The organism is Ruegeria sp. YTSB088 (genome assembly GCF_059609825.1).
The window spans coordinates 105,871-132,304 of record NZ_JBXWMM010000010.1 but is presented as its reverse complement, the minus strand read 5'-3'; the positions used below and the strand labels follow the sequence as shown (position 1 = coordinate 132,304).

At 59.6% G+C, this 26,434-nt stretch carries 17 protein-coding genes; 12 read left to right on the top strand and 5 right to left on the bottom strand.

Annotated elements, in window-relative coordinates; all coding sequences use genetic code 11:
* The first annotated feature begins 4 nt into the window (after positions 1–4).
* The 4 genes from AC2FFA_RS16600 to AC2FFA_RS16585 are packed head-to-tail and all read left to right on the top strand — an operon-like array spanning position 5 to position 6,682.
* Complete coding sequence (locus AC2FFA_RS16600; RefSeq protein WP_496852447.1) at positions 5–1,012, top strand: AAA family ATPase; 1,008 nt, start codon at positions 5–7, stop codon at positions 1,010–1,012.
* Positions 1,009–1,884, top strand: coding sequence for a DUF58 domain-containing protein (locus AC2FFA_RS16595; protein ID WP_496852446.1), 876 nt, complete (start codon positions 1,009–1,011; stop codon positions 1,882–1,884). The genes AC2FFA_RS16600 and AC2FFA_RS16595 overlap by 4 nt, the downstream gene beginning before the upstream one ends.
* The gene (locus tag AC2FFA_RS16590; RefSeq protein ID WP_496852445.1) at positions 1,881–4,643 is read left to right on the top strand and encodes a DUF4159 domain-containing protein; all 2,763 of its coding nucleotides are present in this window, start codon (positions 1,881–1,883) and stop codon (positions 4,641–4,643) included. The genes AC2FFA_RS16595 and AC2FFA_RS16590 overlap by 4 nt, the downstream gene beginning before the upstream one ends.
* A complete protein-coding gene (locus tag AC2FFA_RS16585; RefSeq protein ID WP_496852444.1) occupies positions 4,640–6,682 on the top strand; it encodes a hypothetical protein in 2,043 nt (680 codons plus the stop codon). Before AC2FFA_RS16590 ends, AC2FFA_RS16585 begins: the two co-directional genes overlap by 4 nt.
* Here AC2FFA_RS16585 and pbpC read toward each other — a convergent pair.
* Together pbpC and AC2FFA_RS16575 are read right to left on the bottom strand one after the other, a co-directional pair.
* Positions 6,679–8,715, bottom strand: coding sequence for a penicillin-binding protein 1C (gene pbpC, locus AC2FFA_RS16580; protein WP_496852443.1), 2,037 nt, complete (start codon positions 8,713–8,715; stop codon positions 6,679–6,681). The genes AC2FFA_RS16585 and pbpC overlap by 4 nt on opposite strands.
* 36 nt (positions 8,716–8,751) lie before the next feature.
* Positions 8,752–14,178: an alpha-2-macroglobulin family protein gene (locus tag AC2FFA_RS16575; RefSeq protein WP_496852442.1), complete on the bottom strand. Its 5,427-nt coding sequence runs from the start codon at positions 14,176–14,178 to the stop codon at positions 8,752–8,754.
* A 116-nt stretch (positions 14,179–14,294) separates the two neighbouring features.
* Here AC2FFA_RS16575 and AC2FFA_RS16570 point away from each other — a divergent pair, with 116 nt between their 5' ends.
* Positions 14,295–16,553 carry a response regulator gene (locus AC2FFA_RS16570; protein WP_496852441.1) on the top strand — a complete coding sequence of 753 codons (2,259 nt, stop codon included), beginning with the start codon at positions 14,295–14,297 and terminating at the stop codon, positions 16,551–16,553.
* Between the two features lie 93 nt (positions 16,554–16,646).
* On the opposite strand, the gene yaaA is transcribed toward AC2FFA_RS16570, so the two are convergent.
* The 3 genes from yaaA to AC2FFA_RS16555 form a co-directional block, all read right to left on the bottom strand.
* Positions 16,647–17,417, bottom strand: a complete 771-nt coding sequence (gene yaaA, locus AC2FFA_RS16565) for a peroxide stress protein YaaA (protein ID WP_496852440.1) — start codon at positions 17,415–17,417, stop codon at positions 16,647–16,649.
* A 33-nt stretch (positions 17,418–17,450) separates the two neighbouring features.
* Positions 17,451–19,490 (bottom strand): DNA helicase RecQ, encoded by a 2,040-nt coding sequence (gene recQ / locus AC2FFA_RS16560; protein WP_496852439.1) that lies wholly within the window; start codon positions 19,488–19,490, stop codon positions 17,451–17,453.
* A gap of 78 nt (positions 19,491–19,568) precedes the next feature.
* The gene (locus AC2FFA_RS16555; protein WP_117871642.1) at positions 19,569–19,856 is read right to left on the bottom strand and encodes a YggT family protein; all 288 of its coding nucleotides are present in this window, start codon (positions 19,854–19,856) and stop codon (positions 19,569–19,571) included.
* Positions 19,857–19,984: 128 nt separating this feature from the next.
* On the opposite strand from AC2FFA_RS16555, the gene AC2FFA_RS16550 reads away from it, so the two are divergent.
* From AC2FFA_RS16550 to AC2FFA_RS16520, 7 genes are all read left to right on the top strand, one after another.
* Positions 19,985–21,352 carry an MFS transporter gene (locus AC2FFA_RS16550; RefSeq protein WP_117871644.1) on the top strand — a complete coding sequence of 456 codons (1,368 nt, stop codon included), beginning with the start codon at positions 19,985–19,987 and terminating at the stop codon, positions 21,350–21,352.
* On the top strand, positions 21,349–22,212 hold the full coding sequence (gene mepA, locus AC2FFA_RS16545; RefSeq protein WP_496684342.1) for a penicillin-insensitive murein endopeptidase: 864 nt from the start codon (positions 21,349–21,351) through the stop codon (positions 22,210–22,212). Before AC2FFA_RS16550 ends, mepA begins: the two co-directional genes overlap by 4 nt.
* A complete protein-coding gene (locus AC2FFA_RS16540; RefSeq protein ID WP_496852438.1) occupies positions 22,185–23,069 on the top strand; it encodes an esterase-like activity of phytase family protein in 885 nt (294 codons plus the stop codon). Before mepA ends, AC2FFA_RS16540 begins: the two co-directional genes overlap by 28 nt.
* A gap of 91 nt (positions 23,070–23,160) precedes the next feature.
* Complete coding sequence (locus AC2FFA_RS16535) at positions 23,161–23,808, top strand: queuosine precursor transporter (RefSeq protein WP_496852437.1); 648 nt, start codon at positions 23,161–23,163, stop codon at positions 23,806–23,808.
* A 263-nt stretch (positions 23,809–24,071) separates the two neighbouring features.
* Positions 24,072–24,491 carry an alternative ribosome rescue aminoacyl-tRNA hydrolase ArfB gene (gene arfB / locus AC2FFA_RS16530; RefSeq protein WP_117872938.1) on the top strand — a complete coding sequence of 140 codons (420 nt, stop codon included), beginning with the start codon at positions 24,072–24,074 and terminating at the stop codon, positions 24,489–24,491.
* Between the two features lie 60 nt (positions 24,492–24,551).
* Positions 24,552–25,298, top strand: a complete 747-nt coding sequence (locus AC2FFA_RS16525; RefSeq protein ID WP_117871652.1) for an SDR family oxidoreductase — start codon at positions 24,552–24,554, stop codon at positions 25,296–25,298.
* 82 nt (positions 25,299–25,380) lie between these two features.
* Complete coding sequence (locus AC2FFA_RS16520) at positions 25,381–26,397, top strand: P1 family peptidase (RefSeq protein WP_496852436.1); 1,017 nt, start codon at positions 25,381–25,383, stop codon at positions 26,395–26,397.
* Positions 26,398–26,434: the final 37 nt, after the last annotated feature.

Here is a 26,434-nt window from a genome sequence, read left to right as displayed (position 1 = left end):
AGTCATGACCGAACCTGCCGACCTCGTAGCCGAGATCGAAGCGCTGGAAAACAAGCTGCAAGAGGCCAAGGCCTCGATCACCCGCCGCTTCATCGGGCAGGAGAGGGTCGTGGACCTGACTCTGACCGCGCTTTTGTGTGGCGGCCATGCCCTTCTGATCGGTCTGCCGGGGTTGGGCAAAACGCGTCTGGTCGAGACCCTGTCAACGGTGATGGGCCTGCATGGCAACCGCATTCAGTTCACGCCCGACCTGATGCCCGCCGATATTCTGGGCTCTGAGGTGTTGGATACTGCCGACGATGGCAGCCGCCATTTCCGTTTCATCCCCGGCCCGATCTTCTGTCAGCTGTTGATGGCGGACGAGATCAACCGGGCAAGTCCACGGACCCAGTCGGCGCTGTTGCAGGCGATGCAGGAACGTACAGTGACCGTAGCGGGTGAGGATCGTTCATTGGGTACACCGTTCCATGTGCTGGCAACGCAAAACCCGATTGAACAGGAGGGCACCTATCCGCTGCCCGAAGCTCAGCTTGACCGATTTCTGGTGCAGATCGATGTCGAATACCCCGACCGTCAGACCGAGCGGGATATTCTGCTGGCCACAACCGGGGTTGAAGAAGAGGAAGCGCATCAGATTTTCAGTAAGGAAGAGTTGCTGGCTGCGCAGGTCCTGTTGCGTAGGATGCCGGTCGGAGAATCCGTCGTTGAACTGATCCTTGATCTGGTCCGAGCCTTCCGTCCTGAAGAAACAGGAGTATCCGAGCGGGTTGCCGAAACCGTGGCCTGGGGCCCGGGTCCTCGTGCAGCGCAGGCGCTGATGATGACGGTGCGGGCGCGTGCGATGTTGCAGGGACGTCTGGCACCCAATGCCGAAGATGTTCTGGATATGGCGCGCCCGGTGCTCAGCCATCGGATGGCACTGAACTTTGCGGCACGGGCGCGCGGTGACAGTCTCGCTGATCTGATCGACTCGACCGCTGTTGGACTGATCCGAACCGAGGCAGCGGCGTGAATGCCGCGCTGACCCTTCGTGAAAGATCTGAAGCCGAGGCATCACGGCTGCCGCCCCTGTTGGCGCGGGCAGAGCATTTGGCAGGTACCGTTTTGCTGGGCGACCACGGTCGACGGCGGTCCGGTATGGGGGATGATTTTTGGCAATACCGCCCGGCCCAGATCGGCGATAGCCGTCGTATGATAGATCATCGCCGCTCGGCTCGTGGGGATCAGCAATTTGTACGTGAACGGGAGTGGCAGATCGCGCAATCCGTGATGCTTTGGGTCGATCAGGGGGCTTCGATGCGGTTTGCGTCCGACATAACCGTGCCCACCAAGGCGGATCGCGCCCGCCTGTTGGGGCTGGCGACCTCGATCCTTCTGGTGCGCGGCGGTGAACGTGTCGGCCTGACAGGCACGACCTTGCCGCCCCGGCGCGGCAATGCGCAGATCATCCGGCTGGCGCAGGCCTGGACCGAGGATGATCAAACGGATTACGCCCCGCCTGAACACCGTGCCATGATCCCTCATGCCCGCGCCGTGTTCATCTCTGATTTTCTTGGTCCCATGGACGAAGTCGAACTGGCCCTGACCAAAGCCGCCGACCGTGGCGTGCGCGGCGTGGTTCTGCAGGTGCTGGACCCGAGCGAAGAGTCGTTTCCCTACCGTGGCCGCACCGTTTTCGAAAGCGTTGGCGGTTCTGTCCGACATGAAACGCTTAAGGCTGCAGAGTTACGGGACCGTTATCTGGAACGCCTCGCGCGCCGCAAGGACGCGCTGACGCAGCTATGCCGAGCGACGGGCTGGCAACTGGGCCTGCATCATACCGGTGATAGTGCGCAAGCGGCTCTGCTGTGGCTCTATCGTGCGCTGGACGGGGGAACGCGATGACGGTTCTGGCGGGCATCGGCTTTACCGCGCCCTGGGTTTTGCTGGGTCTTCTGACCCTGCCGATCCTGTGGCTCATCCTGCGGGCCGTACCGCCCGCGCCGATCCGCCGGATGTTCCCGGCGGTGACGCTTTTGTTGGGTCTGAAGGATGACGAAAGCGTTTCGGACCGCACCCCGTGGTGGCTGCTGCTGCTGCGGATGTTGGCTGCTGCTGCGATCATTTTCGGGCTGGCAGGGCCGGTCCTGAACCCATCTCGGGATGAAACCGGAACCGGGCCTCTTCTGCTGGTTCTGGATGCCAGTTGGGCCGGTGCCACGCGCTGGCCGGCGACACTGGACCAGATAGAAACACAATTGTCCGAAGCCGGGCGCGCGGGCCGAACTGTTGCGATTCTGCGCCTGACAGAGCCGGAAACACCTGTTTTTCAGGCCGCAGAGGCATGGCAGGGGCGTTTACCCGGACTGACCCCTCACCCCTGGCAGCCGAATGCGGATCAGATTGCTCAGACCATTGCCGCGTTGAACGCCGTTGAGGGCGGGTTTGATACCCATTGGTTCAGTGACCGGTTGAATTATTCAAACCACGCTGAACTGGTTTCAAGCTTGCTGGCGCGCGGTGAAGTGACGGTCTATCAGGCGGCGTCTCGGCCCGTTGCGATCCTGCCAGCGGCCTATCAGGACGGGCTGATCCAATTGACCGTACAGCGTGCAGGCCCCGGACCGGAAGACCGTGTGACGGTTTTGGCGCAAGGACGTGATCCGGTGGGAACAGCCCGGGTGTTGCATTCTGTTGAGCTGACCCTTGAAGCCGGCGAAACCACGGCGCAGGTCGATCTGGCACTGCCGTCGGAGTTGCGCGCCCGTATCACGCGGTTTGAGATTCAGGGCCAAAGGTCCGCCGGGGCCGTGACCCTGACCGATGACAGTCTGCGTCGGCGCGAGGTTGCACTGATTGCCGGAACCCTCAACCGTGAAGGGCTGGAGCTGTTGTCGCCTCTGCATTACCTGACACAGGTCCTGATCCCGACTGCGGATTTTGTCGATGGCGGCCTGCTTGAGGTTCTGCCTGCCAACCCGGATGTGATCGTCCTGTCGGACGTGGCGCAGATGTCGGAACCGGAAAAGGCCGCGTTGATCGAATGGGTCGAACAGGGCGGCCTGCTGCTGCGTTTTGCCGGTCCGCGCATGGCGGCCAGCGATCTGGGGCGGGACACCGAAGACACCCTGTTACCGGCGCGGCTGCGCAGCGGTGGGCGATCCGTCGGCGGCGCGATGAGCTGGGGTGAAGCCAAGACGCTGGCTCCATTCCCTGAGAACTCTCCTTTTTACGGCTTGGCTATCCCGAATGACGTGGTTGTCTCGACACAAGTCATGGCCCAACCAGACCCTAATCTTGCGGATCGCGTGATTGCTTCGCTGTCCGACGGGACTCCGTTGGTGACGCGCAAGGCACTGGGGCTTGGGCAGGTAGTGCTGTTTCACGTCACTGCGGATGCCGAATGGTCCAGCCTGCCGCTGTCAGGCCTGTTCGTCGAGATGCTGGATCGTTTGGCCGTGGCCTCAGCAGCCAAATCGCGGCAAGAAGCGCAGTTGCAGGGCACCACGTGGGAACCGGTTCAGATCATGGACGGGTTTGGAGCCTTGTCGGATGCTGGAACGCTGGCAGGTGTGGATGGGGTTCAGCTGATCTCGGGCCAGATCGGGCCAGAGTTGCGTCCGGGTCTCTATGAAAGCGGCAAACAGAAGCTGGCATTGAACGTGGTCTCGGAAGAAACCGAGCTGCGCCCGGTGATCTGGCCCGCCAATGTGCCGATCAAAGGGCAGGAGTTCAGCACGGAAACCCCGCTTGGTGGACTGTTGCTCAGCCTCGCACTGATCTTGCTGACGGTTGACGTAATTGCCTCTCTGGCTCTGTCGGGCAGGTTGGGTTTGGCCCGAACGACGGCTGCGGCGCTGGCAGCTTTCCTGCTGGTGCCGGAAGTACAGGCGCAGACGCCCGAAGATACCGAGTTCGCCTTGGCGGCAACGCAAGAACTTGTGCTGGCGCATGTGCTGACGGGTGACGCGCAGGTGGACGACATTGCCGAGGCCGGAATGCGGGGCTTGGCGCAAACCCTGTTCTTTCGCACTTCCGTCGAACCGGCGGACCCAATCGGCGTTGATTTGGAACGAGACGAGCTGGCATTCTTTCCGCTGCTTTATTGGCCCATTACACCGAACCAGCCGCAACCTTCGGCTGAGGCGTATATCAAACTGAACGCATATTTGCGCTCGGGTGGGATGATCCTGTTTGACACGCGTGATGCGGACATCGCCGGTTTTGGCGCATCTAGCCCGAATGGCCGCAGGTTGCAACAACTGGCCGGACCGCTGAATATCCCTGCATTAGAGCCGATTCCCCGCGATCATGTCCTGACCAGAACATTCTATTTACTTCAGGATTTCCCGGGTCGCTATTCCGGTACCGAGGTTTGGGTCGAAGCTGCGCCCGGGGATGCAGAACAGATCGAGGGGATGCCTTTCCGCAACCTCAATGACAATGTGACACCGGTGGTTATCGGCGGCAATGACTGGGCCGGAGCCTGGGCCGTGGATCGCAACGGGCAGGCCCTGTTGCCTGTCGGTCGTGGCTATGCCGGGGAACGGCAACGCGAACTGGCAAATCGGTTTGGCGTAAATCTTGTGATGCACGTTCTGACCGGGAACTACAAATCCGATCAGGTCCATGTGCCCGCACTTTTGGACAGGTTGGGACAATGACCGGAACCGTCATATTCGACCCACTGATTCCGTGGCCGTTTTTGGCTGCTGTGGGGGCGATTGCCGCTGCTGGAGTAGGTCTGGCCTTGTGGCGCGGCTTGTCGGGCTGGGCCCTGCGGGGATTGGCAGCTTTGGTTGTCATCGCGGCACTGTCCGGTCCGGTCTATCAGATCGAAGACCGTGCTCGGCTGACCGATATCGTTTTGATGATCGGGGATGAAAGTGCCAGCCAGACACTTTCGGACCGGGCCCGGCAAACTGCCCAGGCCGCCGAAGAACTGGCCGCTGAGATCGAGGCACGAGATAATACGGAACTGCGCCGCATTCGGGTCGGCGACGGTGAGGGGGATGAGGGCACGCAGGTCATGGCTGCCCTGAATGAAGCTCTGGCCGAAGAACCGCGCGCGCGCATCGCAGGCATTCTGGTGGTATCGGATGGGCTTGTGCATGACGCTGATCAGGCCCCGGAATTGCCAGCGCCGATGCATCTTCTGCAAACCGGGCGTGCAGACGACTGGGATCGCAGGCTTATCGTCCGAAATGCACCTGCCTTTGCCATCATCGGAGAATCAGTGACTTTGACCCTGCGCGTTGAAGACAGCGGAGCAGCCCCCGCGGGTGCCGCGACAGCGCCGCTGGAGATTTCCGTGGATGGTGGCGAGCCGCAGCAGCTGAGTATTCCAATCGGTCGGGACGTAGAACTGCCTGTCACTCTGCCGCATGGCGGGCGCAATGTGATCCAGTTTTCCGTGCCTCAGGCCGAAGGTGAGTTGACCGACCGCAACAATACCGCGCTGATCCAGATGAACGGCGTTCGGGATCGCCTGCGCGTGTTGCTGGTCTCGGGTGAGCCGCATCCCGGTGGGCGCACATGGCGTAACTTGCTGAAATCCGACAGTTCCGTAGACTTGGTGCACTTCACCATCCTGCGTCCGCCCGAGAAACAGGACGGCGTGCCCGTCGATGAACTGTCACTCATCGCTTTCCCAACGCGTGAACTATTTCTGGAAAAGATCAACGATTTCGACCTGATCATCTTCGACCGCTACAAGCGGCGGGGCATCCTGCCGGCGATCTACCTGGACAATGTCACCAACTATATCAACGATGGCGGCGCAGTTCTGATTGCTGCTGGTCCCGATTTCGCAAGTGCAGATAGCATTTTCCGGTCGCCGCTGGCACCGATATTGCCTGCTCAACCTTCCGCGCGTGTCTTTGAGGAACGTTATGTGCCGATGGTCAGCGAGTTAGGTCAGCGCCATCCGGTGACAACAAATCTTGGTGATCCCGCGGATTGGGGCGCCTGGTTGCGCCAGATTGATGTGAACCATCGCTCGGGCGAGGTACTGATGACAGGCATTGACGAACGCCCGTTGCTGGTTCTGGATCGAGTGGGCAAGGGGCGTGTTGCAATGCTGGCTTCGGACCATGCCTGGCTGTGGAGTCGCGGCTTTGAAGGTGGCGGCCCACAACTGGAGCTTTTGCGCAGGTTGGCCCATTGGATGATGAAGGAACCCGAACTTGAGGAAGAGGCGCTGTGGGCCGAAGCCAACGGACAATCCATGCGCATCATTCGACAGACGCTTGGGGATGACGTGGGTCCGGTGACTGTGACGCGCCCGAACGGCGAAACGCTGGAAATCACTTTGCAAGAGGTCTCTCCGGGGCGGTTCGAAGCGTTATACTATGGGCCCGAGATTGGTCTTTATCGTTTGCAGGAAGGCGACCACACGGCCGTGATTGGCCTTGGTCCCGCCGCGCCGAAGGAATTTGAACGCACCATCGCTACAGGGGATATCCTTGAACCGGTTCTGGCCAATATGCGTGGCGGCGTGATCCGGCTGGAAGATGGATTGCCGTCGATCCGAAACGTGCGCGCCGGGCGTCCAGCGGCCGGTCGGGGCTGGATCGGTCTGACGCCACGCGATGCCTACGAGACAAGGGATGTGACCCAAGCGGGGCTGCTGCCTCCTTGGCTGGTTTTGCTGTTGGCAGGTGGTTTCCTGTTAGGAGGTTGGCTGCGTGAGGGGCGGCGCTAATCGATCCTGATTGCGACCCTGTCGGACTGACCTTGAGAATCCACCACGACAAGTGAGGTGAAACCGGCCCCCGGATTGGGGATTTTGAACTCTCGTTGCCGCTGCCCGGTCAGCAAGGGCACTCCATCTGCTAGTACGGAAAACGGTCCGACGCCGCCACGCAGTTTGACCGTCAAAGGTGCTCCGAATGTCTCTAACACAGCGTTATTGGGAGGAAACAGCAAGTCCGGCGCGGAAGGATCATCTTCGAAAGCTTTTGTGCGGGGGCGAAATCGCTGCAAAGGTTGCGGCAATTGGGCAGCGCCGACAAGCAGGGTCGAGGGCGGCGGTGGACGCAGGGGCGTGAGGTCGGGTTTCAACAGGTTGAAAGCCTCGGCCAGAAGCGGCGCGGCAAGAACGCCCCCAAATGCACCGGGAACAGGCGTTCCATCAGCCCGTCCCAGCCAGACCCCGATGACGTGCCGCCCGTCAAAGCCGATGGCCCAGGCGTCGCGGTGGCCATAAGATGTGCCGGTTTTGTAGGCAAGCGACCCTGTTGCATTGCCCGCCGGTGGCGAAACCCCGGCCAGAATGTCCGCAACCTGCCAGGCAGAGGTTTCTGACAGAACGCGCTGAGTTTGCCGCGCCTCCGCAAGCGTATCGTGAAACAGGATCGGGCCTGTGCCACCAGCCGCCAGAGTGGCGTAAACCTGAACCAGATCGTGCAGGCTCAACCCCACGCCGCCCAAAGAAATCGCCAATCCGGGTGTGCCACCATTCAGACGCGGTTCCGAGCCGGCCAACCGCAATGCCGTCATCACACGAGCGGGCCCCAGTTCATTCGTCAGCCGCACAACGGGGATGTTCAGCGACAATTGCAATGCATCCCGCACCCGGACATCTCCACGGAATGCGCCATCAAAATTGCGCGGCGCGTACCGACCGAACATGACGGGGCTGTCGCTGATCAGGGTCTCGGGATGGGCCAGCCCCTGATCGAAGGCCAGCCCGTAGACCAGAGGTTTCAGGGTCGATCCGGGAGACCGTACGGCCCGGGTCATATCCACGAACCCCTGACGCGCATCTTGATACCCGGCAGATCCGACCGATGCCAGAACCTCGCCGCTGTGATGATCGGCCACGATCAGGGCCCCGGAAACGCGCGGTCCGACACGGGTGGCGGCCTGGGCCACCAAGGTTTCCAGCCGGGCCTGCAATCCGGCATCCATCGTCAGGTCGAAGGCTCGGGTCGCGGGCGCTTGCCGCGCCACACGGTCAGTCAGATGTGGTGCAAGGCGCGGAAACGAATTCATCCGATCCGGAAGAGCTTCGGTCAAAGCCACGCGCGCTTCAACACCGGTCAGGACGTTATGGCGTTCAAGCCTGCGCAGCACCCGATCACGCGCTTCTCGGGCGGCCTCTGGGTTACGATCCGGACGCCGCGCTTCCGGAGATTGCGGCAACGCAACCAACAGGGCTGTCTGTGCAGGGGTCAGCCGGGCGGCGTCCTTTCCAAACCACGCGCGTGTGCCGGCGCGGAGTCCTTCCAGATTACCACCATAAGGGGCATGGGTCAGATAAAGGTTCAGGATTTGCTGTTTGCTCAGGCGCCGCTCCAACGCCAATGCGACTCTGATCTGGCGAAATTTTCCGCTCCAGCGCCCGGTCGGGCCATCTTCGATCAACCGTGCCACCTGCATGGTCAGGGTGGACCCACCCGACACGTTACGCCCGTTCCACAGGCTTTGCCCAGCGGCCCGCAGCATCGCGATGGGGTCCACTCCGGCGTGGGTCCAGAACCGTTTATCCTCGTACCGGATCAGCATGGCGATGAATTTCGGATCGACTGCGCCGGGCCGTAGTCGCCAGATGCCATCCTCGACTGGAAATGCACGCAGAAGGTCGCCATTCCGGTCTCGCATCTCGACCGAAGTTTCAGCCAGAACGGGAGGGAGGGTTGTGGCGTCGACCCAGCGGTCAACACCATCCCGCGCCAGTGCCGTCAGGTAGAGTGCTCCGGCCAGCGCAAACAAAAGCCGCGACCGCCTAGGCATGACAGCCATCCAAGCAGTGGTATGGCGCAAGGCTGATCACTGAACCTCAACCTGCCTCGTCGACGTACGCGCGCGGTTCTGCGGGCGGTACATATCTTCGACCGAGGCTGCAGGATGATGGAACACGCCCGGCGTTACGGCGCGCGCCACGTAGGCCAGCGTTACCGTCTCACGACCGGACAAATCAACGGCGGCCAAGAACCGGTCCGAACGGAACTCGGTATGGGTAGCGTCGGACAGGTCCAGCCAGTCGAGTGCCCGCACATCGCCCGAGCGGAGCAGGCTCGGGTTGTCGATCTCGATCCCGGCGGATAGTGGATCGTCCACCATCAACCGTGCTCCGCCGCTTTCGAACGGTGTTACTTGCAGTACTGTGACGAACCGGTCACCCACGGCAAAGCTGTTTGCGTCGATCAAAGCGCCATCCATCGAGTAATACTGCCGTTCGATCGCGTAGCCGGTGCCGCCCGCCTCCGGCGGAGATTCCGGAATGCCCGTGATCGTCAAGGTGATATCCGTCGCCTGACCGTCGGCGGCCATGATGTTGATATCATCCGCCTGTCCGGATTGCAGAACCTTCACAAACGGACCAGAAACCGGCGCGCCGTTGACCATCAAGCCCGATTCCGTTGTGTCAGACACAAGCTCGTGCGCCGCCAGCAACGACCACGTGGCCTCCTGAGTAGACAGCGGCGTGCGGCCTGTGCTCACCCGTTGGATCAAAGCATCGCGGTCAATCGCCTCGCTACCTGCGCCCACGGCAAGGGTCAACAGACCGGCCGCATCCCGCAGGTAGGTGCCGTAGTCAGCGCGCCAGACGTTCTGTTGCTGGTTCTGTTGCCGATCCAGCATTAGCGCGGCACGGTTGAACATCGAATCCGCACGGGTCTGGTCGCCGTAAGAGGCCAGAGCTGCGCCCAGTTGTGCCGCCGCCAGAGGGGTGTCGAAGGCATCCCCTTTAACATCAGCGTAATAGCGCAGATCGCCCATCGAGGCCGCACCTTCCCGAGCAAGAACCATCAGGGCATAGGCGATGTCCTGACCGCCTTCGTCAAAATCTGGTGCATAATTGACCCTGTTCCGAAGGTTATCCATTGCCTGAGCGAAAGCCCGGTCTGGCACGGGATGTCCCTGAGTGCGGGCACGGGACAGGAAGTCGGTCACATAGGCGTCCAGCCAGAAATCTCCGCTGCCTGCGCGCCACAGGCCAAAGGCTCCGTTCGCGGCCTGACGGGTCAGGATGCTGCGGATCGAATCGCCGATGCGCTGATCCACCACCGGACCATCCCCCAGCCCCGAGGCTTGCGCAGCGGATGACAGGTACAGCAACGGCAGCGCTTTGCTGGTGATCTGTTCGGTGCAGCCATAGGGGTAACGGTTCAGCTGATCCAGCAGTCCGGGTGTGTCGAATTTTGCCAATGCTCCGGCTGACAGAATGGCCTTGGCCGAGCCCAGCTGGAGCCCGTCAAACACATCCTGTGAAAACAGGAAGCTGTCGCCTGCGCCCAAGGCAAAACGCCGCGTCTGCGCAATCACCGGATCATTGGCGCGCACCGGCATCCGCAGGGTTTGCGACAGGTCGCGCCCATCAGGCGTGGTGATCGACACGCTGATTTCAGGATCGCCGACGGCGCTGGCCGTGATCGGGATCTCGAAAACCGCCTTGCCACCGTCCTCCAGCACAAAGCTGGCTGGTGCCGCGCCCAGTTCCAAACCGTTGGAGGCGGTCAGGCCAAGTGCCATTTCTCCGGGCGTGCCATCCGCATGGACGATCTCAAGACGCATTCGGCTTTGATCGCCTGGGGCAAGGAAGCGCGGAAGGCTGGCGGTGACGACCACAGGGTCGCGGACGATCATTTCGGCTTCGGCCTGGCCGACGGCTTTGTGCGACCACGCGACGGCCATCAGGCGGACGGTTCCGTTGAAGGCGGGAAGGGGAATGTCGATCTCAACCTCACCATCCGCACCGATCTCGACCGGGCCACTGAACACGGCCATCAGGTCTTGCGTCGGCGGCGGAGACTGGCGACGCATCCCGTTGTCACTGTCGCCGCCCGAGCGCACTGTGCCCATGGCTCCGGTCATGCCGTCGATCAGTCGCCCGTAGACATCCCGCAGATCAACGCCCAGACGACGCTGCCCGAAATAGTATCCTTGCGGGTCCGGGCTTTCGAACCCGGTGAGGTTCAGAATGCCCACATCGACAGCGGCCAGGGTCAGCCAGACCGGATCATTGTCTGCGGCGTTTTCGACCCTGATACGGGCTTTTTGCGTCTGACGTGGTGCGATGACCTCGGGCACATCGACAGTTACGGAGAGTTTGTGGTCCTCTGGATCGATGCTGGCATGGGCCACACCCATCGCCCGCGCCGGGTTCTGACCGGCTGCAACATCCATTGGGCGGATCACGGTTGCGGTGACATAAGCCCCTGCGCCCCAATCCTTAGTTACCTCAATGGGTATCAGAGTTTCACCTTCCGGCACTTCCACCATTTGGCGATGGACCAGACGGTTCGAAAGGACTTCTATCTGAGCGACACCGGCCATTCGCGGTACAATCCGCAACTGCGCCGTATCCCCGATGCGATAGCTGTCGCGATCCAACGACATTTCAAGCCGGTCCGGCGTGGTCGATGCATCGGCTGCCTGATACCAGCCCGCATGGAAATCGATAGCGGTTTCTGCATACGTCCCATCGACACGCTGCACCACCAGTTCATAGCGCCCCCATTTCACCGGCTGTGTCAGCGTCAGAGGGTCGGTAGAGACGTCCACTTCGCCAGTGGCGACACGGCTGCGGCGCGTAGTTGGTTCCCAATTCCAGTTGCCGTACAGCTGATACCATTGATAGCGCGTTTCGACCTTGTTCAGCGTCCAGCGCAGACGCATCGGGCTGGGCGTCAGGTCAGGGGAAAGGCCGACAATCTCAAACGCAGCCTCCGTGCCTTCCGGGATGACCTCGTCGAACAGGGGCTTGACCCCAATAACAGGGTGCGGCGGCAAGACAGGCGCGGTCAGGCGACGCTCAACCGGGCGGCTCGAGCCATCGGCCAGTCGGGCGATGATCTCGACCTCGATCGGCTTTCCTTCAGTCTCTAATGCAGAGACTTCGACCGCCACAGTTGCTTGACCCGCCGTGTCTGTGTGCATGTCACCGAAATATGTGCTCTTGATCGAGGTCTCTGCATCATAGCGACCAAAGCGATAACCTCTGTAGCCCGGAACCGTGTCCGCCGGGCGCGCGATGACCTGCCCATCGATGCTCAGGTCAGACCCCGGCACACCAAACAGATAGCGCGCGTCGATCGAGAGTGGTGGACTATCGCCGGGGCGCAAGGGTGCGTCGGGCAGGGTCAGGTCAAAATCGATACGTTCGGGCAGGAAATCCTCGACGAGCACGGTCTGACGCGCCAGTGCATCGCCCTTGGGATCGGATTTGATTTCAATCTTCCATGCGCCACGCGGCACGTCTGCGGCCACAGGCAGGGCAAAGACATGACCCCCGGCAACGCCGCCATCCGAGACAGACCGGCGGTATTCCACCCCGTCCGGGCGATACAGGATTGCAGTCAGAGGCAGGCCCTCAATGGCCAGCGCCTTACCATCGCGGGACAGGGCAGTGACATGGATCACCTCTCCAGCCCGATAAGCACCTCGGTCGGTGGTCAGAAAGACATCAACCGGCCCCGCCGGCGCGCGCCCTTCAACGCCGCGATCCGACAGGTCAAAGGCAGGATCGGTCAGCGAGAGAAAGCTGAAATCGCTGTCATCACTTGCCGCCGTCACCAGAGCAGGCGCACTGGCCCCTTTTCCGCGCGTCAGGCCCGGATCGAAGCTTACATAGCCGGTTTCATCGGTCCGCGCCGTCGCAATGACAGCGTTCGCCTCTGAGACCAGCGAAACTTCGACACCTTCGCGCGGTACTGCATCGCTTAGTCCGCGCACGGTCACGTGCAGCCCGTCTGTACCCAGGGCGGTGCTGATCCCCAGATCAGAAAGAACAAACCATTGCGTTGCGCCAGGATCGTCATAGGGATCGGCTCCCGGAACGCGGGCGGTCAATGCATAGATACCCGCAGGTTGATCAAAGATCGCTTCGGCCATGGGAAGACGTGCCGTCACGGTCTGGTTCAACTGGTTGGAAACCTCGGCAGTACCCGTCCAGATGTCCTGAGCAATCTCGTCCGAGAATTCTTCTTCCTGCCATTCGCTGAGCGGACGGCCGAAAAAGTCCTGTTGCACGGCACGCAAGAGGTTCCGGTCACTGACCCGCCGCAGGGTCAGGTCAAGTTCTGTCACATTGACCGTTTCGACAGGCAAGGCCGCACCCGCAGAATTCGGAAGGACATAGCTGCGCCCGGGAAACCGCACCGAAGGTGCCCGGTCGCGAACATAATGGGTCAGTTCAATGCTGCGGTTCAGTGCTTCGCCCGAGGCGGCAGGCAAGCCTTCGCGCAATGTCAGGCGATAACGCTGGCCATGCGCAACCCCATCGACGCAGAGCTGGCTGTCATCGGCCTGCACGACCAGCCCGTCAGCGTCACGCTGAACGAAGGGATCATAATCAACCCCAGCCTTGACCAGAGGTTCCGAGAACTCGATACAAATCCTGGGGGCAGCCGCATCGCTTTCGACCGAGCTGTCGACCACGCGGAAGCCATATTTACCGATGGCGTTGTCCAAGGCGGCCAATACGTCTTCCCGCGGTTGCACCTGCTCGGCCAACCGAAGAACAGGGATCATGTCGCGCCCGCGCTCAACCTCTTCCAAGGCTTCTGCAAGTATCATCAGGGCAGCGATCTGGGAGCCGGGAGCATCGGCACGCAGATAGCCATTGATCGCCGCATTCAGCGCGCGATTGCGCAGATCGCGCCGCTCGTTCCAACCCGAAGGGTTCATGGCCAGCAGCAGGCGCGCATATTCCACCCAAAGATCCGGGGTGTCGCTGAGCGATACGGCGACACCCGTCCACTGCATCGCCTGCGTGACACTGCCCGCGTCGCGCGCGGCATCCAGAACGGCTTGCAGATCGTACCCTCCTGCCGGGTGCAGGAACCCCAAATCTCGGGCTTGTTTTGCTGCGCGACCAAGATCGTCAGAACTCAGGGCGCTCAATGTTTCAGCCCGTGTTTTTCCTAGGGTTAGAGACTTTTCAGTGCCTGGCACCTTTTGCGCAGACAGAGCCCCTTGATACGTCTCTTGCCGGCTCACGCCACTTTTGGGAAAGCAGGCATCGGACCGGGTATTATAGGTGAACGCCGTACATTGCGCGTTGGCCGAGCAGGCCTGAATGCAGGACTTCAAATCGGTGTCGAACAAGGCATCCAGATCCGAGCCATAGAAATCCGTGTCCCGAGAGGCGACATAGCGGAATTCAGGCACCGCACTCTGCGCCAGAACCGCAGCAGGAAGGTTCAGAAGAAAAATTATGTAAGTTATTGAAATATAAACAAAGCGGCGCATGGTGCCCTCCTCTTTGGGCTCAGCCTTGCATGGCGCGCGCCTGTAGCGCAACGGCTTAAACAGTTTTTCATTCTCTGTCGCGATGCTGAAATCCGAACGTCCCGGAATCGATCATAATGAGTCTTGCGAACAAACTGGCACAGGAACGGCGCGCGCGTCTGGCAGCAGAACGAATGCTTGCCTTGAAACAGGCCGAACTTTCGGCTGCAAATCGAAAACTGGGCCAACACGCCATGGCACTGACCAGGCGTATTGGTGAAACTCAGGCCGAAGTTGAAACTGTCCGCGGTGAAAACGAAAAGGTCAAATCCGATCTTACCGTCGCCCATGCCAAGATCGAGATTGCTGAACGCCGCCTGTGGCATTCGATCCAGACCATTCAGGACGGGTTTGCTTTCTTTGACGGCGACAGCAGGCTTATCAGCGCAAATGCAGCATATCTAAGTGTTTTTGAAGGCCTGGATGAAGTCGCACCGGGGATTTCCTATCAGCGGATTCTGCAATTGCTGACCACCGAAGGAATTGTAGACATTGGCGACGAAACTGCCGAGGAATGGCAGGCCAGAATGCAGGCCCGCTGGAATCGTTCCAGTCCACCTCCAATCGTCATGCAACTGTGGAACGGCCACTTCATCCGCCTGATCGATCAGCGTGGCAGCGGCGGTGACGTGGTCAGCCTGGCACTCAACATCACCGCGTCGGTCCGGCACGAAACAGAATTGAAGGCTGCCCGCCAACGGGCGGAAGCGGCCAACAGGGCCAAATCAGCCTTTCTCGCCAATATGAGCCACGAAATCCGCACGCCGATGAATGGTATCGTCGGTATGACCGAATTGCTTGATGAATCTCCTCTGGACGAAGAACAGCGGCTCTATGTCAACACGATCCGCAACTCGGGTGAGGCATTGTTGGTTATCATCAACGACGTGCTTGATTATTCCAAGATCGAGGCGGACAAACTGACTCTACACCCTGAACCCTTCGATCTGGAGTGCTGCATCCTTGAGGTCGCGATGCTGTTGCAACCCAGCGTACGTGACAAGGGGCTCACCTTGCTTGTGGATTACGACCTTTTCCTGCCCACCCTTTTTGTAGGAGATCCCGGCCGAATACGGCAGGTTCTGACCAACCTGGTGGGCAACGCGGTCAAATTCACCAAGGAAGGGCATGTACTGGTCCGTGTGACAGGCGTTCCGCATTCCCAGGCTCAGACATGCGACATCCATGTTGCCATCGAAGATACCGGCATCGGCATAGACGCGGACAAGATCAACCACGTTTTTGGTGAGTTCAATCAGGTCGAAGATGAACGCAATCGTCAATTTGAAGGTACCGGGTTGGGTCTTGCCATCAGCAGGCGCCTGATCACCATGATGGGCGGTTCGGTCTGGGTTGAAAGCGAACCGGGTCGGGGATCCTGTTTCGGGTTCAAGGTGTCGCTGCCCACGGCAGAAGGCCCACAGCCGGAACCTCCGAAACTGTCGGATTGCGTGAAACACGTCATGGTGGTCGAGGATCTGGCCGTAAACCGGGCTATTCTGGCGAAACAACTTGGCCGTTTAGGGGCCGAAGTGACGGTTTGCGCGTCAGGAGCCGAGGCGCTGGCAGAAATGCATGACGCAATTGAACTTGTCCTGTGCGATCATAATCTGCCAGATATGGATGGATTGGACCTGGCCATCACCCTTAAAGACCGTGGGTGGGGCGATGCCTCGGTCATCGTGATGTCTGCAAATCCATCTCTGATCCACACGCACCCGGCCCGCGACCTGATCAACGGTGTGCTGCAGAAGCCGATCCCCAGGGCCGAGTTGTATTCCAGGCTCGTGGCTCTCAGGGGTAATTCGCCGCCAGAATGTCGTTCTACGCAGCAAAGTTCCGTCTCTGTCAAAGAAGAAACCAAGGTATTGGAAACAAGGCGCATGAAGATACTTGCGGCCGAAGACAATCATACCAATCAGCTGATCCTGAAAAAGATGGTCCAAGACCTGCAAATAGACTTGCGATTTGCCTCCAATGGGATTGAAGCCGTTGAGATCTTTCAGGAGTTTGACCCAGACTTGATCTTCATGGATATTTCCATGCCGAAGATGGACGGCAAACAGGCCACTACTGAAATCCGCAGGATTGAGGTCGAAACAGGGCGTCATGTCCCGATCGTTGCCTTGACGGCTCATGCAATGGCCGGTGACGACCAGGGCATCTTGTCCGCGGGGTTGGATTACTACATGACGAAACCGCTGCGCAAAAATCATATTCATCAAATGATCCTGCAACACCAACCAGACGGGGTAAGCAATGTTATGGACAATCACCTCGTCCAGGAGCATTCACCCATGTGTGACCGCAAACAGGATTCTGCTTCATCTGGTTGAAAATATCCCGGGGAGCGCGAGGGGCTGGCCCCTCGCTCAGACCCGCAGTCCAAAACCGTAGCTGCAAGAGTTATCGATCAATCTGTCAGGGTCTCAGGCCGAATAGGGTCGAACAAAGACAGGTCTGTCCTCTTCCGACAGGTCAGCACGATACGCGTATCCGCCCGTATCGAAATCCAGCAGAGCTTTCGGGTCAGTCAGGCGGTGTTGAATGACATAGCGCGCCATTGCACCACGCGCCTTTTTGGCAAAGAAACTCACGATCTTCGGAGTGTCGTTCTTGTCTTCCATGAACACAGGAGTGACGACGCGCAGTTTCAAAGCGTGCGGGTCCACGGCACCGAAATACTCCTGACTGGCGCAGTTGATCAGAACGTCGCTGCCGATCTTGTCGCATTGTGCGTTCAGGGCCTTGCTCATCTGGTCGCGCCAATATTCATAAAGGTTCTTGCCGCGCCGGGTTTTTAGCTTGCTGCCCATCTCCAGTCTGTAGGGTTGTATCGCATCAAGTGGCCGCAAAACGCCATACAGGCCCGAGAGGATGCGCAGATGATCCTGTGCCCATGCCATTTCGTCAGGACCGAGCGAAGCTGCTTCCAGACCCTGATAGGTGTCACCTGCAAAGGCCAGCGCGGCCGGGCGCGTTGCCTTGGCGTCTGGCATGTCCGAAAAAGCACGATAGCGATCGCGATTCAGACGTGCCAGATCATCGCTCAGATCCATCAGCTTTTTCAGATCGCCAAGGGTCAGATTGCGTGCGGTTTTGGACAGTCTGATCGCATCATCCTGAAAATCGGGCTGTGTGACTTCAACGTCCCGCTCTGCCCAGTCCAGCCGCTTGGCCGGAGAAATCACTACCAGCATATCTGCCCTCTTTTCTTACCTGTTCCAGCGTATCTAGCCCGCCCCACGCAACACGTCCAGAAAGGCGGTGCCAAACCTTTGGTGACGTCGGTCGCCCAGCACCTGTTCAATCCCGCGCAGGTCGTCAGGGCGCATCTGAGCCACCTTCGCCAGTTGTGAGGCCGAGCAGGTCAGCGGTTTGTCTATCCCGTCTGGCCCGCGGGACAATTGAGACTGTACTTCGAGCAAGCGGTCATAAATTTCGCCCTGATCGCGTCCGGCCAGCTTGCGTCGCGCCGGATGAACGGTTTCCGCTGTGCCAGCGATCACTTCAAGAAAGGTATCGCCATAGCGTTCCAGCTTCTTTGCGCCAACACCGCCAATACGTGCCATGTCGTCCAGTGTCATGGGGCGTTTTTCCGCCATTTCAATCAGGGTACGATCTGGAAAAATAACATAGGCCGGGACCCGCGCGGATTCTGCCAAAGCGCGTCTTTTCGCCTTGAGAGCAGAAAGCAATGGCGCATCTTCATCGGAGACCATGGCTTTCACGGCGGGGCGGCGGGTCGCCTTGCGCAGGGTGTCCTTGCGCAAGTTGATCCGTGCCTCTCCCTTCAGAATTGGTTTGGCGGCTTCGGTCATCCGCAAGGCGCCGTGACGTTCGGGATCGGGACGCACCAGATCGTGACCCATCATCTGGCGGAAGATGGCCTGCCATTGGGCGCGCGACCATTCTTTGCCGATGCCCCAGGTGGACAAACCATCATGACGGCGCGCGCGGATCTTGTCAGTCTCGTTCCCCAGAAGAATGTCGATCAGATGACCGCTGCCAAACCACTCATCAGTGCGAAGGATCGCAGACAAGGCCATTCGGACAGGCGTTGTGCCATCAAATATCTCAGGTGGTGTGTCGCACAGGTCGCACTTCCCACACGCTACCGCCTGTTCTCCGAAATAGCCCAACAATGTCTGGCGGCGGCATTCCAGCGCCTCGGCCAGCCCCAGTAGGGAATTCAACCGGGCATGATCGGCCATGCGGCGCTCGGGCGGAGCAAGACCCTCGTCAATCTGAGAGCGGCGCAGACGGATATCGTCGGGTCCGAACAGGGTCAGGGTTTCAGCGGGGCCACCGTCACGCCCAGCGCGCCCTATCTCCTGATAATACGCCTCGATCGATTTCGGCAGGTCGGCATGGGCGACCCACCTGATATCCGGTTTGTCGATGCCCATCCCAAAGGCAACTGTGGCAACCACGATCAGCCCGTCCTCGCGCGCGAAACGGCTTTCGACGATGCGGCGATCTTCGGCCTCCATACCCCCGTGATAGTGGCAGGCGGTGTGACCTTCTGCGCGCAAGGCTTGCGCCAGCACTTCGGTCTTGTTCCTTGTGCCGCAATAGACGATGCCGGATTGTCCTTTGCGCGCCTCAGCGAAATCCAGAATCTGCTTGCGCGGTCCGTCCTTGGCAGCAAAGGCCAGATGGATGTTGGGCCGGTCGAACCCGCGCAGGAACTTGCGGGGTTCGGTGCCGTCGAACAGTTTTTCGACAATCTCGTCCTGCGTTTCGGCGTCTGCTGTCGCTGTGAAAGAGGCCAGCGGCACGTCCAAGGCGCGCCGCAGCTCTCCGATCCGCAAATAATCAGGGCGAAAATCGTGTCCCCATTGGCTGACACAATGGGCCTCGTCCACTGCAATAAGACTGACATTGATCCTGCGCAGCATCCCCAGCGCCGACCCCGCAGCCAGACGTTCTGGCGCCATGTAAAGCAGCTTGAGCCGTCCGGTCTCCAGCGCTTCCCAAACGGCATCTGTTTCTTCAGGGGTGTTGCCAGATGTAAGGGCTCCGGCCTCAACACCGGCTTCCTGCAACCCGCGCACCTGATCGCGCATCAGAGCGATCAGTGGAGAGATCACCACGGTCACCCCGTCGCGCAATAGGGCAGGCAGTTGGAAACAAAGGGATTTGCCACCCCCGGTAGGCATGATGGCCAGCACGTTTTCGCCCGCGGTCACGGCATCGACGATCTCTTCCTGCCCGGGGCGGAAATCGTCGAATCCAAAGACATCTCGCAGCAGGGGTGCGGCGTCGAACATGTGCGGGGGTGCCCTGTTATTAGGTTTATCTGCTCTTGAGACAGGACAATCACATACTAAGAATCGGTGAACAAGAGGTCAGTAGAAATAGACCGCATTGTTGATCAGGATGATCCGCAGGGCATACACACCGATCAGTACGACCAGAGGTGTCAGGTCGAGCCCGCCCATATTGGGCAGGATACGGCGGATCGGGCCATAAATAGGCTCTAGAATACGGTTCAGCCCGTACCAGATTTGCGCAACCAGCTGTTGGTGCAGGTTAAGCACCTGAAAGTTGATCAGCCAGCTCATGATCACATGGGCCAGGATGATGAACCAGACAATGTCCAGGATCAGCAGCAGGATTTGGATCAGCGACAGCATGGGTTCTCCGTTCTCTTGTTGGCCGAGACCTAAGCACCCTTGCCGCAAAGAGCAAGTAGCCTGAACTCAACGCTTGCGAATTGGGCTAAAGGCCCGTCTTATAAAAGCAACGATAAACAGGGGCAGAGATGGCAGAAATATCCAAGCGCAGGCGCATCTGGGGCTGGTGGTTCTTTGACTGGGCCAGTCAGCCCTACCATACTTTGTTGGTTACGTTCGTTTTTGGCCCATACTTCGCGGGCGTTGCGGCCGGGTACTTCACCAATGAAGGGCTGGATGCGCAGGAGGCCGCTGCGCGAGCTCAGACGGTCTGGGCGAACTGCCTGACGATTACCGGGTTGATCATCGCGTTTGGCGCGCCGTTGCTGGGGGCGATGGCAGATGTCTCTGGTCGGCGAATCCCTTGGATCTTTGTCTTTTCGGTGATGTATGCCGTTGGTTCCGCTGCGCTTTGGTACACTCTGCCCGACGGCTCGAACATGTGGTTGATGCTGTCGGCCTTTGGTCTGGGCTTTGTCGGCGCGGAATACGCGCTGATCTTCATCAACTCACAGCTGCCCGATCTGGGAGATGACAGTGAAGTAGGTGAGATTTCGGGCTCAGGCTTTGCCTTTGGCTATTTTGGCGGCCTTATTTCGCTGGCGATCATGCTGGCTTTGTTTGTGGAACAGGCCAACGGCAAGACGTTGATAGGTTTGGACCCCATATTCGGTCTGGACGCGTCGCAACAACAGGGAACCCGCTTTGTTGGACCATTCACTGCCGGTTGGTTCGTCCTTTTCATGGTGCCGTACTTCCTTTGGGTTCGTGAGGACGTGCCGACGGACAAGTCAGGCACTGTTCGTGAAGCACTGCGATTGCTGGCGAAATCGGTATCTAACCTGCGCCATCGCGTCAGTTTGGCCAGTTACCTCGGCTCGTCCATGTTCTATCGCGATGCGCTGAACGGATTGTACAGCTTCGGGGGTGTCTATGCCCGGCTGGTTCTGGAGTGGGACCTGATCAAAATCGGTGTTTTCGGAATTGTCAGCGTGTTGGCGGCTGCCGCGTTTTCATGGATCGGGGGAAAGCTGGACAAAAAGCTCGGCCCCAAACCAGTGATTTTGGCGGCAATTTGGGTGCTGATCTTCGTCTGCGTGACAATCGTGATGATGGACCGGACGCAGATTTACGGTATCGCACTACCCGAAGGCTCGAACCTGCCGGATATGGTGTTCTTTGGTTGCGGTGTTCTGATCGGAGGCATGGGCGGTATTCTGCAATCGGCCAGCCGCTCGATGATGGTGCGTCACACCGACCCCGAAGCCCCGGTGGAGAGCTTCGGACTTTATGGTCTGTCGGGCCGCGCGACCGCTTTTGCCGCGCCTTTGCTGATCGGGATTGCAACAACTGTGACCGGAAGTGCGCGGCTGGGGGTGTCACCCATCGTACTGTTGTTTATTCTGGGCCTATTCCTGATGCGTTGGGTGAGACCTGAAGGGGATCAGAGCGGATGATTTTATTACGTTATTTGGCATTTTTGGCCATCATGGCGCTGGCGAATACGGCGACGGCGCAGCCCCTGGCAAAGCAGTTGTTCGGGGCGCAGAAGGTAAGCTCGCAACAAAAAGCGGCTGCTTTCGGCAGTTATTCGCGTGGGTGCGCGGCCGGGTCGGTGCAATTGCCGGAAACCGGTCCGACGTGGCAGGCAATGCGTCTGTCGCGCAATCGAAACTGGGGACATCCCGAGGCAATCGATTACGTTCAGGACCTCAGCAAGTTTGCGGCACGGCAACCGGGTTGGAATGGTCTCTATATTGGGGATATCAGCCAGCCGCGGGGTGGCCCAATGACCTCGGGACACCGCTCTCATCAGCTGGGGCTGGATATCGATATCTGGATGCTTCCGGGCAATAACATGCGCCTGTCGCGCAAGGCGCGCGAGAACATCTCATCCATATCGCTGCGACGCTCGAACGGCGCCTACGTCAACAGCAACTGGACCAAACAGCATCATGCGGTGTTGCGCGAAGCCGCCAAGGACAAACGCGTGGCGCGTATCTTCGTGTTCCCCGGGGCGAAGGTTCAGATGTGCAACGATGAAAAAGGCAATCGTGCTTACCTGCGCAAGATAAGGCCTTGGTGGGGGCATCACTACCATTTTCACGTGCGCCTGAAATGCCCTAGAGGATCAAAGGGATGCGTCAACCAGGATGCACCACCCAAGGGCGATGGCTGTGCCGAGGCGCAACAATGGGTGCGTAACATCTTGAACCCGCCGCCGCCCGACCCGAACGCGCCGCCGCCCAAGAAACGCCGGGAATATGTTCTGGCCGATTTGCCAAAACAATGCGCCGCCATCTTGCAATCCAAGTAAGTACGGCACTGTTTCTGGCTTCGGCGGCCTTGGGAGTGGATGTAAAAACTGCCACACACCAAGGCAGTTTTGCATGGCGTCACCAGGCGGATTGGTTTGGCGGATTCTCGGCGCTGCACATTTCGGACAATGGGCAGCAGATGATGGCGCTGAGCGACCGGGCCAGGTTGGTGACCGCGCGCATTGAGCGCCTTGATGGCGAGATCACCGGCCTGCGCATTCTGGGGCACTGGCCGGTTCTGTCCAGCAATGGGCACATCATGTCAGGCGGCGTTGGCGATTCCGAAGGGATTGCGGCGGCTCCGGACGGTGGGTTCTACATCTCATTTGAAGGGGTGCACCGCGTCGCCCATTACCCCGCACCGGGCACAAAGGCGCGTGTATTACCGCGCCCGCAGGCATTTCAGGACCTCGCCGACAATGGATCCTTTGAAGGTCTGGCCATCGATGGGCGCGGGCGGCTGTATACGCTACCGGAAACAAACCGCACCGCTCGTGGAGATATTCCCGTCTATCGCTGGAATGGCCAAACCTGGTCGACCCCTTTTGTTCTGCCCCAGCGTGGTTGGTTCAAGCCGGTTGCCGCTGATTTCGGTCCTGATGGACGATTTTATGTGTTGGAGCGAAGCCTCTCGGCAATCGGGTTTCGCTCGCGCCTGCGGCGATGGGATCTGGCAGGTAACGTGCCAAACGCCGAGGAAACCGTGTTCGAAACCGGAGCAGGGGCCCATGACAACCTCGAAGGCTTGTCGATCTGGCGGGATGATCACGGACATTTGCGGGCCACGATGATTTCGGACGACAACTTTCTGGCACTGCAACGAACCGAGTTGGTCGAGTATCTGCTGCCCGATTGACACGCGGTACATGAAGGTCTAAACGCACAGCCTGCCTTGGGACGGTCCCTTGGCCAAGTCGCCGCTACCTTGTCAAAACGGGCATCAAAATATGCAACGCAACTTTATTCCCGGCATTCTTGCCATGGCCGCCATCGTGGTGGCCTCGAACATTCTGGTCCAGTTCCTGATCCTTGACGGGCTGTTGACCTGGGGTGCCTTCACCTATCCGTTGGCCTTTCTGGTCACTGACATCATGAACCGCGTCTATGGTGTGGGCCCGGCCCGCAAGGTCGTTTTCGCGGGCTTCGTCACCGGGGTGATCTGCTCGCTGATCGGCAGCCAGATCATGCTTCAGGGCGACGGCTTTACCTATGTTGCCGTGCCGCTGCGCATCGCCGTGGCCTCGGGCACCGCCTTCCTGATTGCGCAGCTGACCGACGTCACCGTGTTCAACGCCATGCGTGGGGGTCAATGGTGGCGCGCGCCGCTGGTATCGACTCTGGTAGGTTCAGCGCTAGATACCGCTTTGTTCTTCACCATCGCCTTCTCTGCCTCGGTCACCTTCTTTGGCGCCGATGCGGATGCTGCCATCAACTGGGCGTGGGAGCCCGTGCTCTTCATGCTGTCGGGTCCCGAGGCACCGCTGTGGGTGACGCTGGCCTTTGCCGACTGGTTGGTGAAACTGTCGCTGGCCCTGATCGCGCTGATCCCGTTCAAAGTGATCGTTGCGCGACTGACCGCTGCACAGCCTGCGTAAAAAAGTGCTTTGAGAATAGCGCATCTTGTGTCACGCTTCTTTCTAACCGCAACAGATAGAAAAGGAGGTGATCCAGTGTCAAGAAAGAGATTGGAGAGAGGTGTCGGAACAACCGGGGGGACCGCCTGCTAGGGCAGCCCTTGGCGGAGTGTTCGCTCCGGCTGGTCGATTGATCTAACCGACCCGACCTCCTGAACTTTCGAAGGGCCGTCCCGCCGGGGCGGCCCTTTCTGTTTTCACCCGTGCCAGTTATGGTCGAACCTATGTTGCGCATTACCGACGATATCACTCTGCAAGACTGGGAAATGACCGAGAGCTTTGTCCGCTCTTCCGGCCCTGGCGGGCAGAATGTGAACAAGGTCTCGACCGCCGTTGAGCTGAGGTTCGAGGCCGCGCGCTCCCCTTCTTTACCCGATCCGGTCAAGAACAGGCTGAAACGGTTGGCCGGGCGCCGCTGGACCAAGGATGGCGCGATCATCATCCAGTGTGAAGAAACACGGTCGCAAGCCCGCAACCGGGAAATCGCACGTACAAGGCTGGCCGAACTGATCACGCGTGCGCTGGTCCAACCCAAGCGGCGCATCGCAACAAAACCTACCTATGGCTCGGTCAAACGCAGGCTTGCGACGAAAAAGGCACGGGGTGACGTTAAGGCATTGCGAGGCAAGGTGTCCGAAGATTGATCTGGCATCTTGTCGGGGCGTTGATAGTCTGACCTTCAAAAGGTGCAGGAGAGTAACGCCATGAGGCTGGAGGGAAAAACCGCAATCGTCACTGGCGGAGCATCCGGGTTTGGTGCGGGGATCGTAAGGAAGTTCCAGGCCGAAGGTGCGCGCGTCATGATTGCTGACATCAATGGCGATGCTGCCCATGAGCTTGCTGGGCAGCTTGGTTCCGAAGCGGTTGCTCAGCAGGTCGATGTAAGCGACGGTGCTTCGGTCCAAAAGATGGCGGATGCGGCTTTCTCAACTTTCGGCCATTTGGATATCCTGGTGAACAATGCCGGTGTGACTCACCTTCCGACGCCGCTCGAGGAGGTCAGCGAAGAAGATTTCGACCGTGTTTTCTGCGTGAACATGAAATCCGTCTATCTGACTGCCCGCGCGTTGGTGCCTCATATGAAGGCACGCGGGGCGGGTTCAGTGCTAAACGTGGCTTCAACCGCGGGCCTGTCGCCGCGCCCGAACCTGAACTGGTATAACGCCTCCAAGGGTTGGATGATCACCGCAACCAAAACGATGGCGGTCGAGCTTGCACCGTCCGGGCTGCGGGTGAATGCGATCTGCCCGGTCGCGGGGGAAACGCCATTGCTGAAATCTTTCATGGGTGAAGACACACCCGAAATCCGTGCCAAATTCCTGTCGACCATCCCCTTGGGCCGCTTTTCAACCCCTGAAGATATGGCTAATGCCGCCTGTTTCCTGTGTTCGGACGAGGCCAGCATGATCACCGGCACTGCGCTTGAGGTCGACGGCGGCCGATGCATCTGATCCGCTCTTCATCTGGCCAAAAATATCCCCGCCGGAGGCAGCGCGCGCCAGCGCGCTTTCCCGCTCAACCGCCGAGACTTACATGATCCCCGGACCAAGAAACCTGATCACGGATGTTCCCGGCCTGATAGTCGGCAACGCTCAGGATGGCGCTTTGAAATCCGGCACGACTGTCCTGACCGCCGCAGAACCGTTCGTGACATCGGTCCACATTATGGGCGGTGCGCCGGGCACGCGCGAGACTGAACTTCTTGCTCCTGACAAGACGGTAACGCATGTGGATGCGATATCGCTGTCCGGCGGATCGGCGTTCGGGCTGGATGCCTGTTCCGGTGTCTCGGATGCATTGCGCCAGTTGGGTAGGGGTTTTCCGGTTGGTGATGTTGTGGTGCCAATCGTACCAGGTGCGATCCTGTTTGATCTACTGAATGGCGGCGACAAGACCTGGGATGTAAATCCCTATCGTGCCTTGGGGCGTGCTGCGTTCGAATCCGCGTCGGACAAGTTCGAACTCGGAACCGCAGGTGCAGGAACCGGGGCTCTGACCGCGATGCACAAGGGTGGGTTGGGCTCAGCCTCGCTTGTTCTGGACAACGGTGTCACCGTTGGAGCACTTGTTGCGGTCAATCCGCTGGGAAGTGTCACCACGCCGGGTGACAGGCATTTCTGGGCTGCCCCTTTTGAAGTAGACGATGAGTTTGGCGGATTTGGGCCTGATCCCAGTGCTGGACTTGGCTATCCAACGGTCAGTCGAAAAGCGCAGGTGATGCAGCCGGCGAATCCGGACAAGGCCAATACCACGATTGCCATCGTTGCGACTGATGCTGCCCTGACCAAACCGCAGTGCCAGAGGTTGGCGGTTGCTGCCCATGACGGTATTGCCCGCGCCATTGTGCCCGCCCACACGCCCGGCGATGGTGATCTGGTGTTCGGGGTCAGCACCGGCGCGCGGGTGATCACCTCTGATACCGAACCAGGTGTCATCGGGCACGCGGCTTCGCTTTGCCTGGCGCGGGCCATTGCGCGCGCCGTTTTTCTGGCGACTCCGGCAGCAGGCGACTTATTGCCGTGCTGGTCCGGGGTACATGACAAAAGTTAAGGACACCCTATTTGTCGCAGTGGCACAGTGAGCGCGC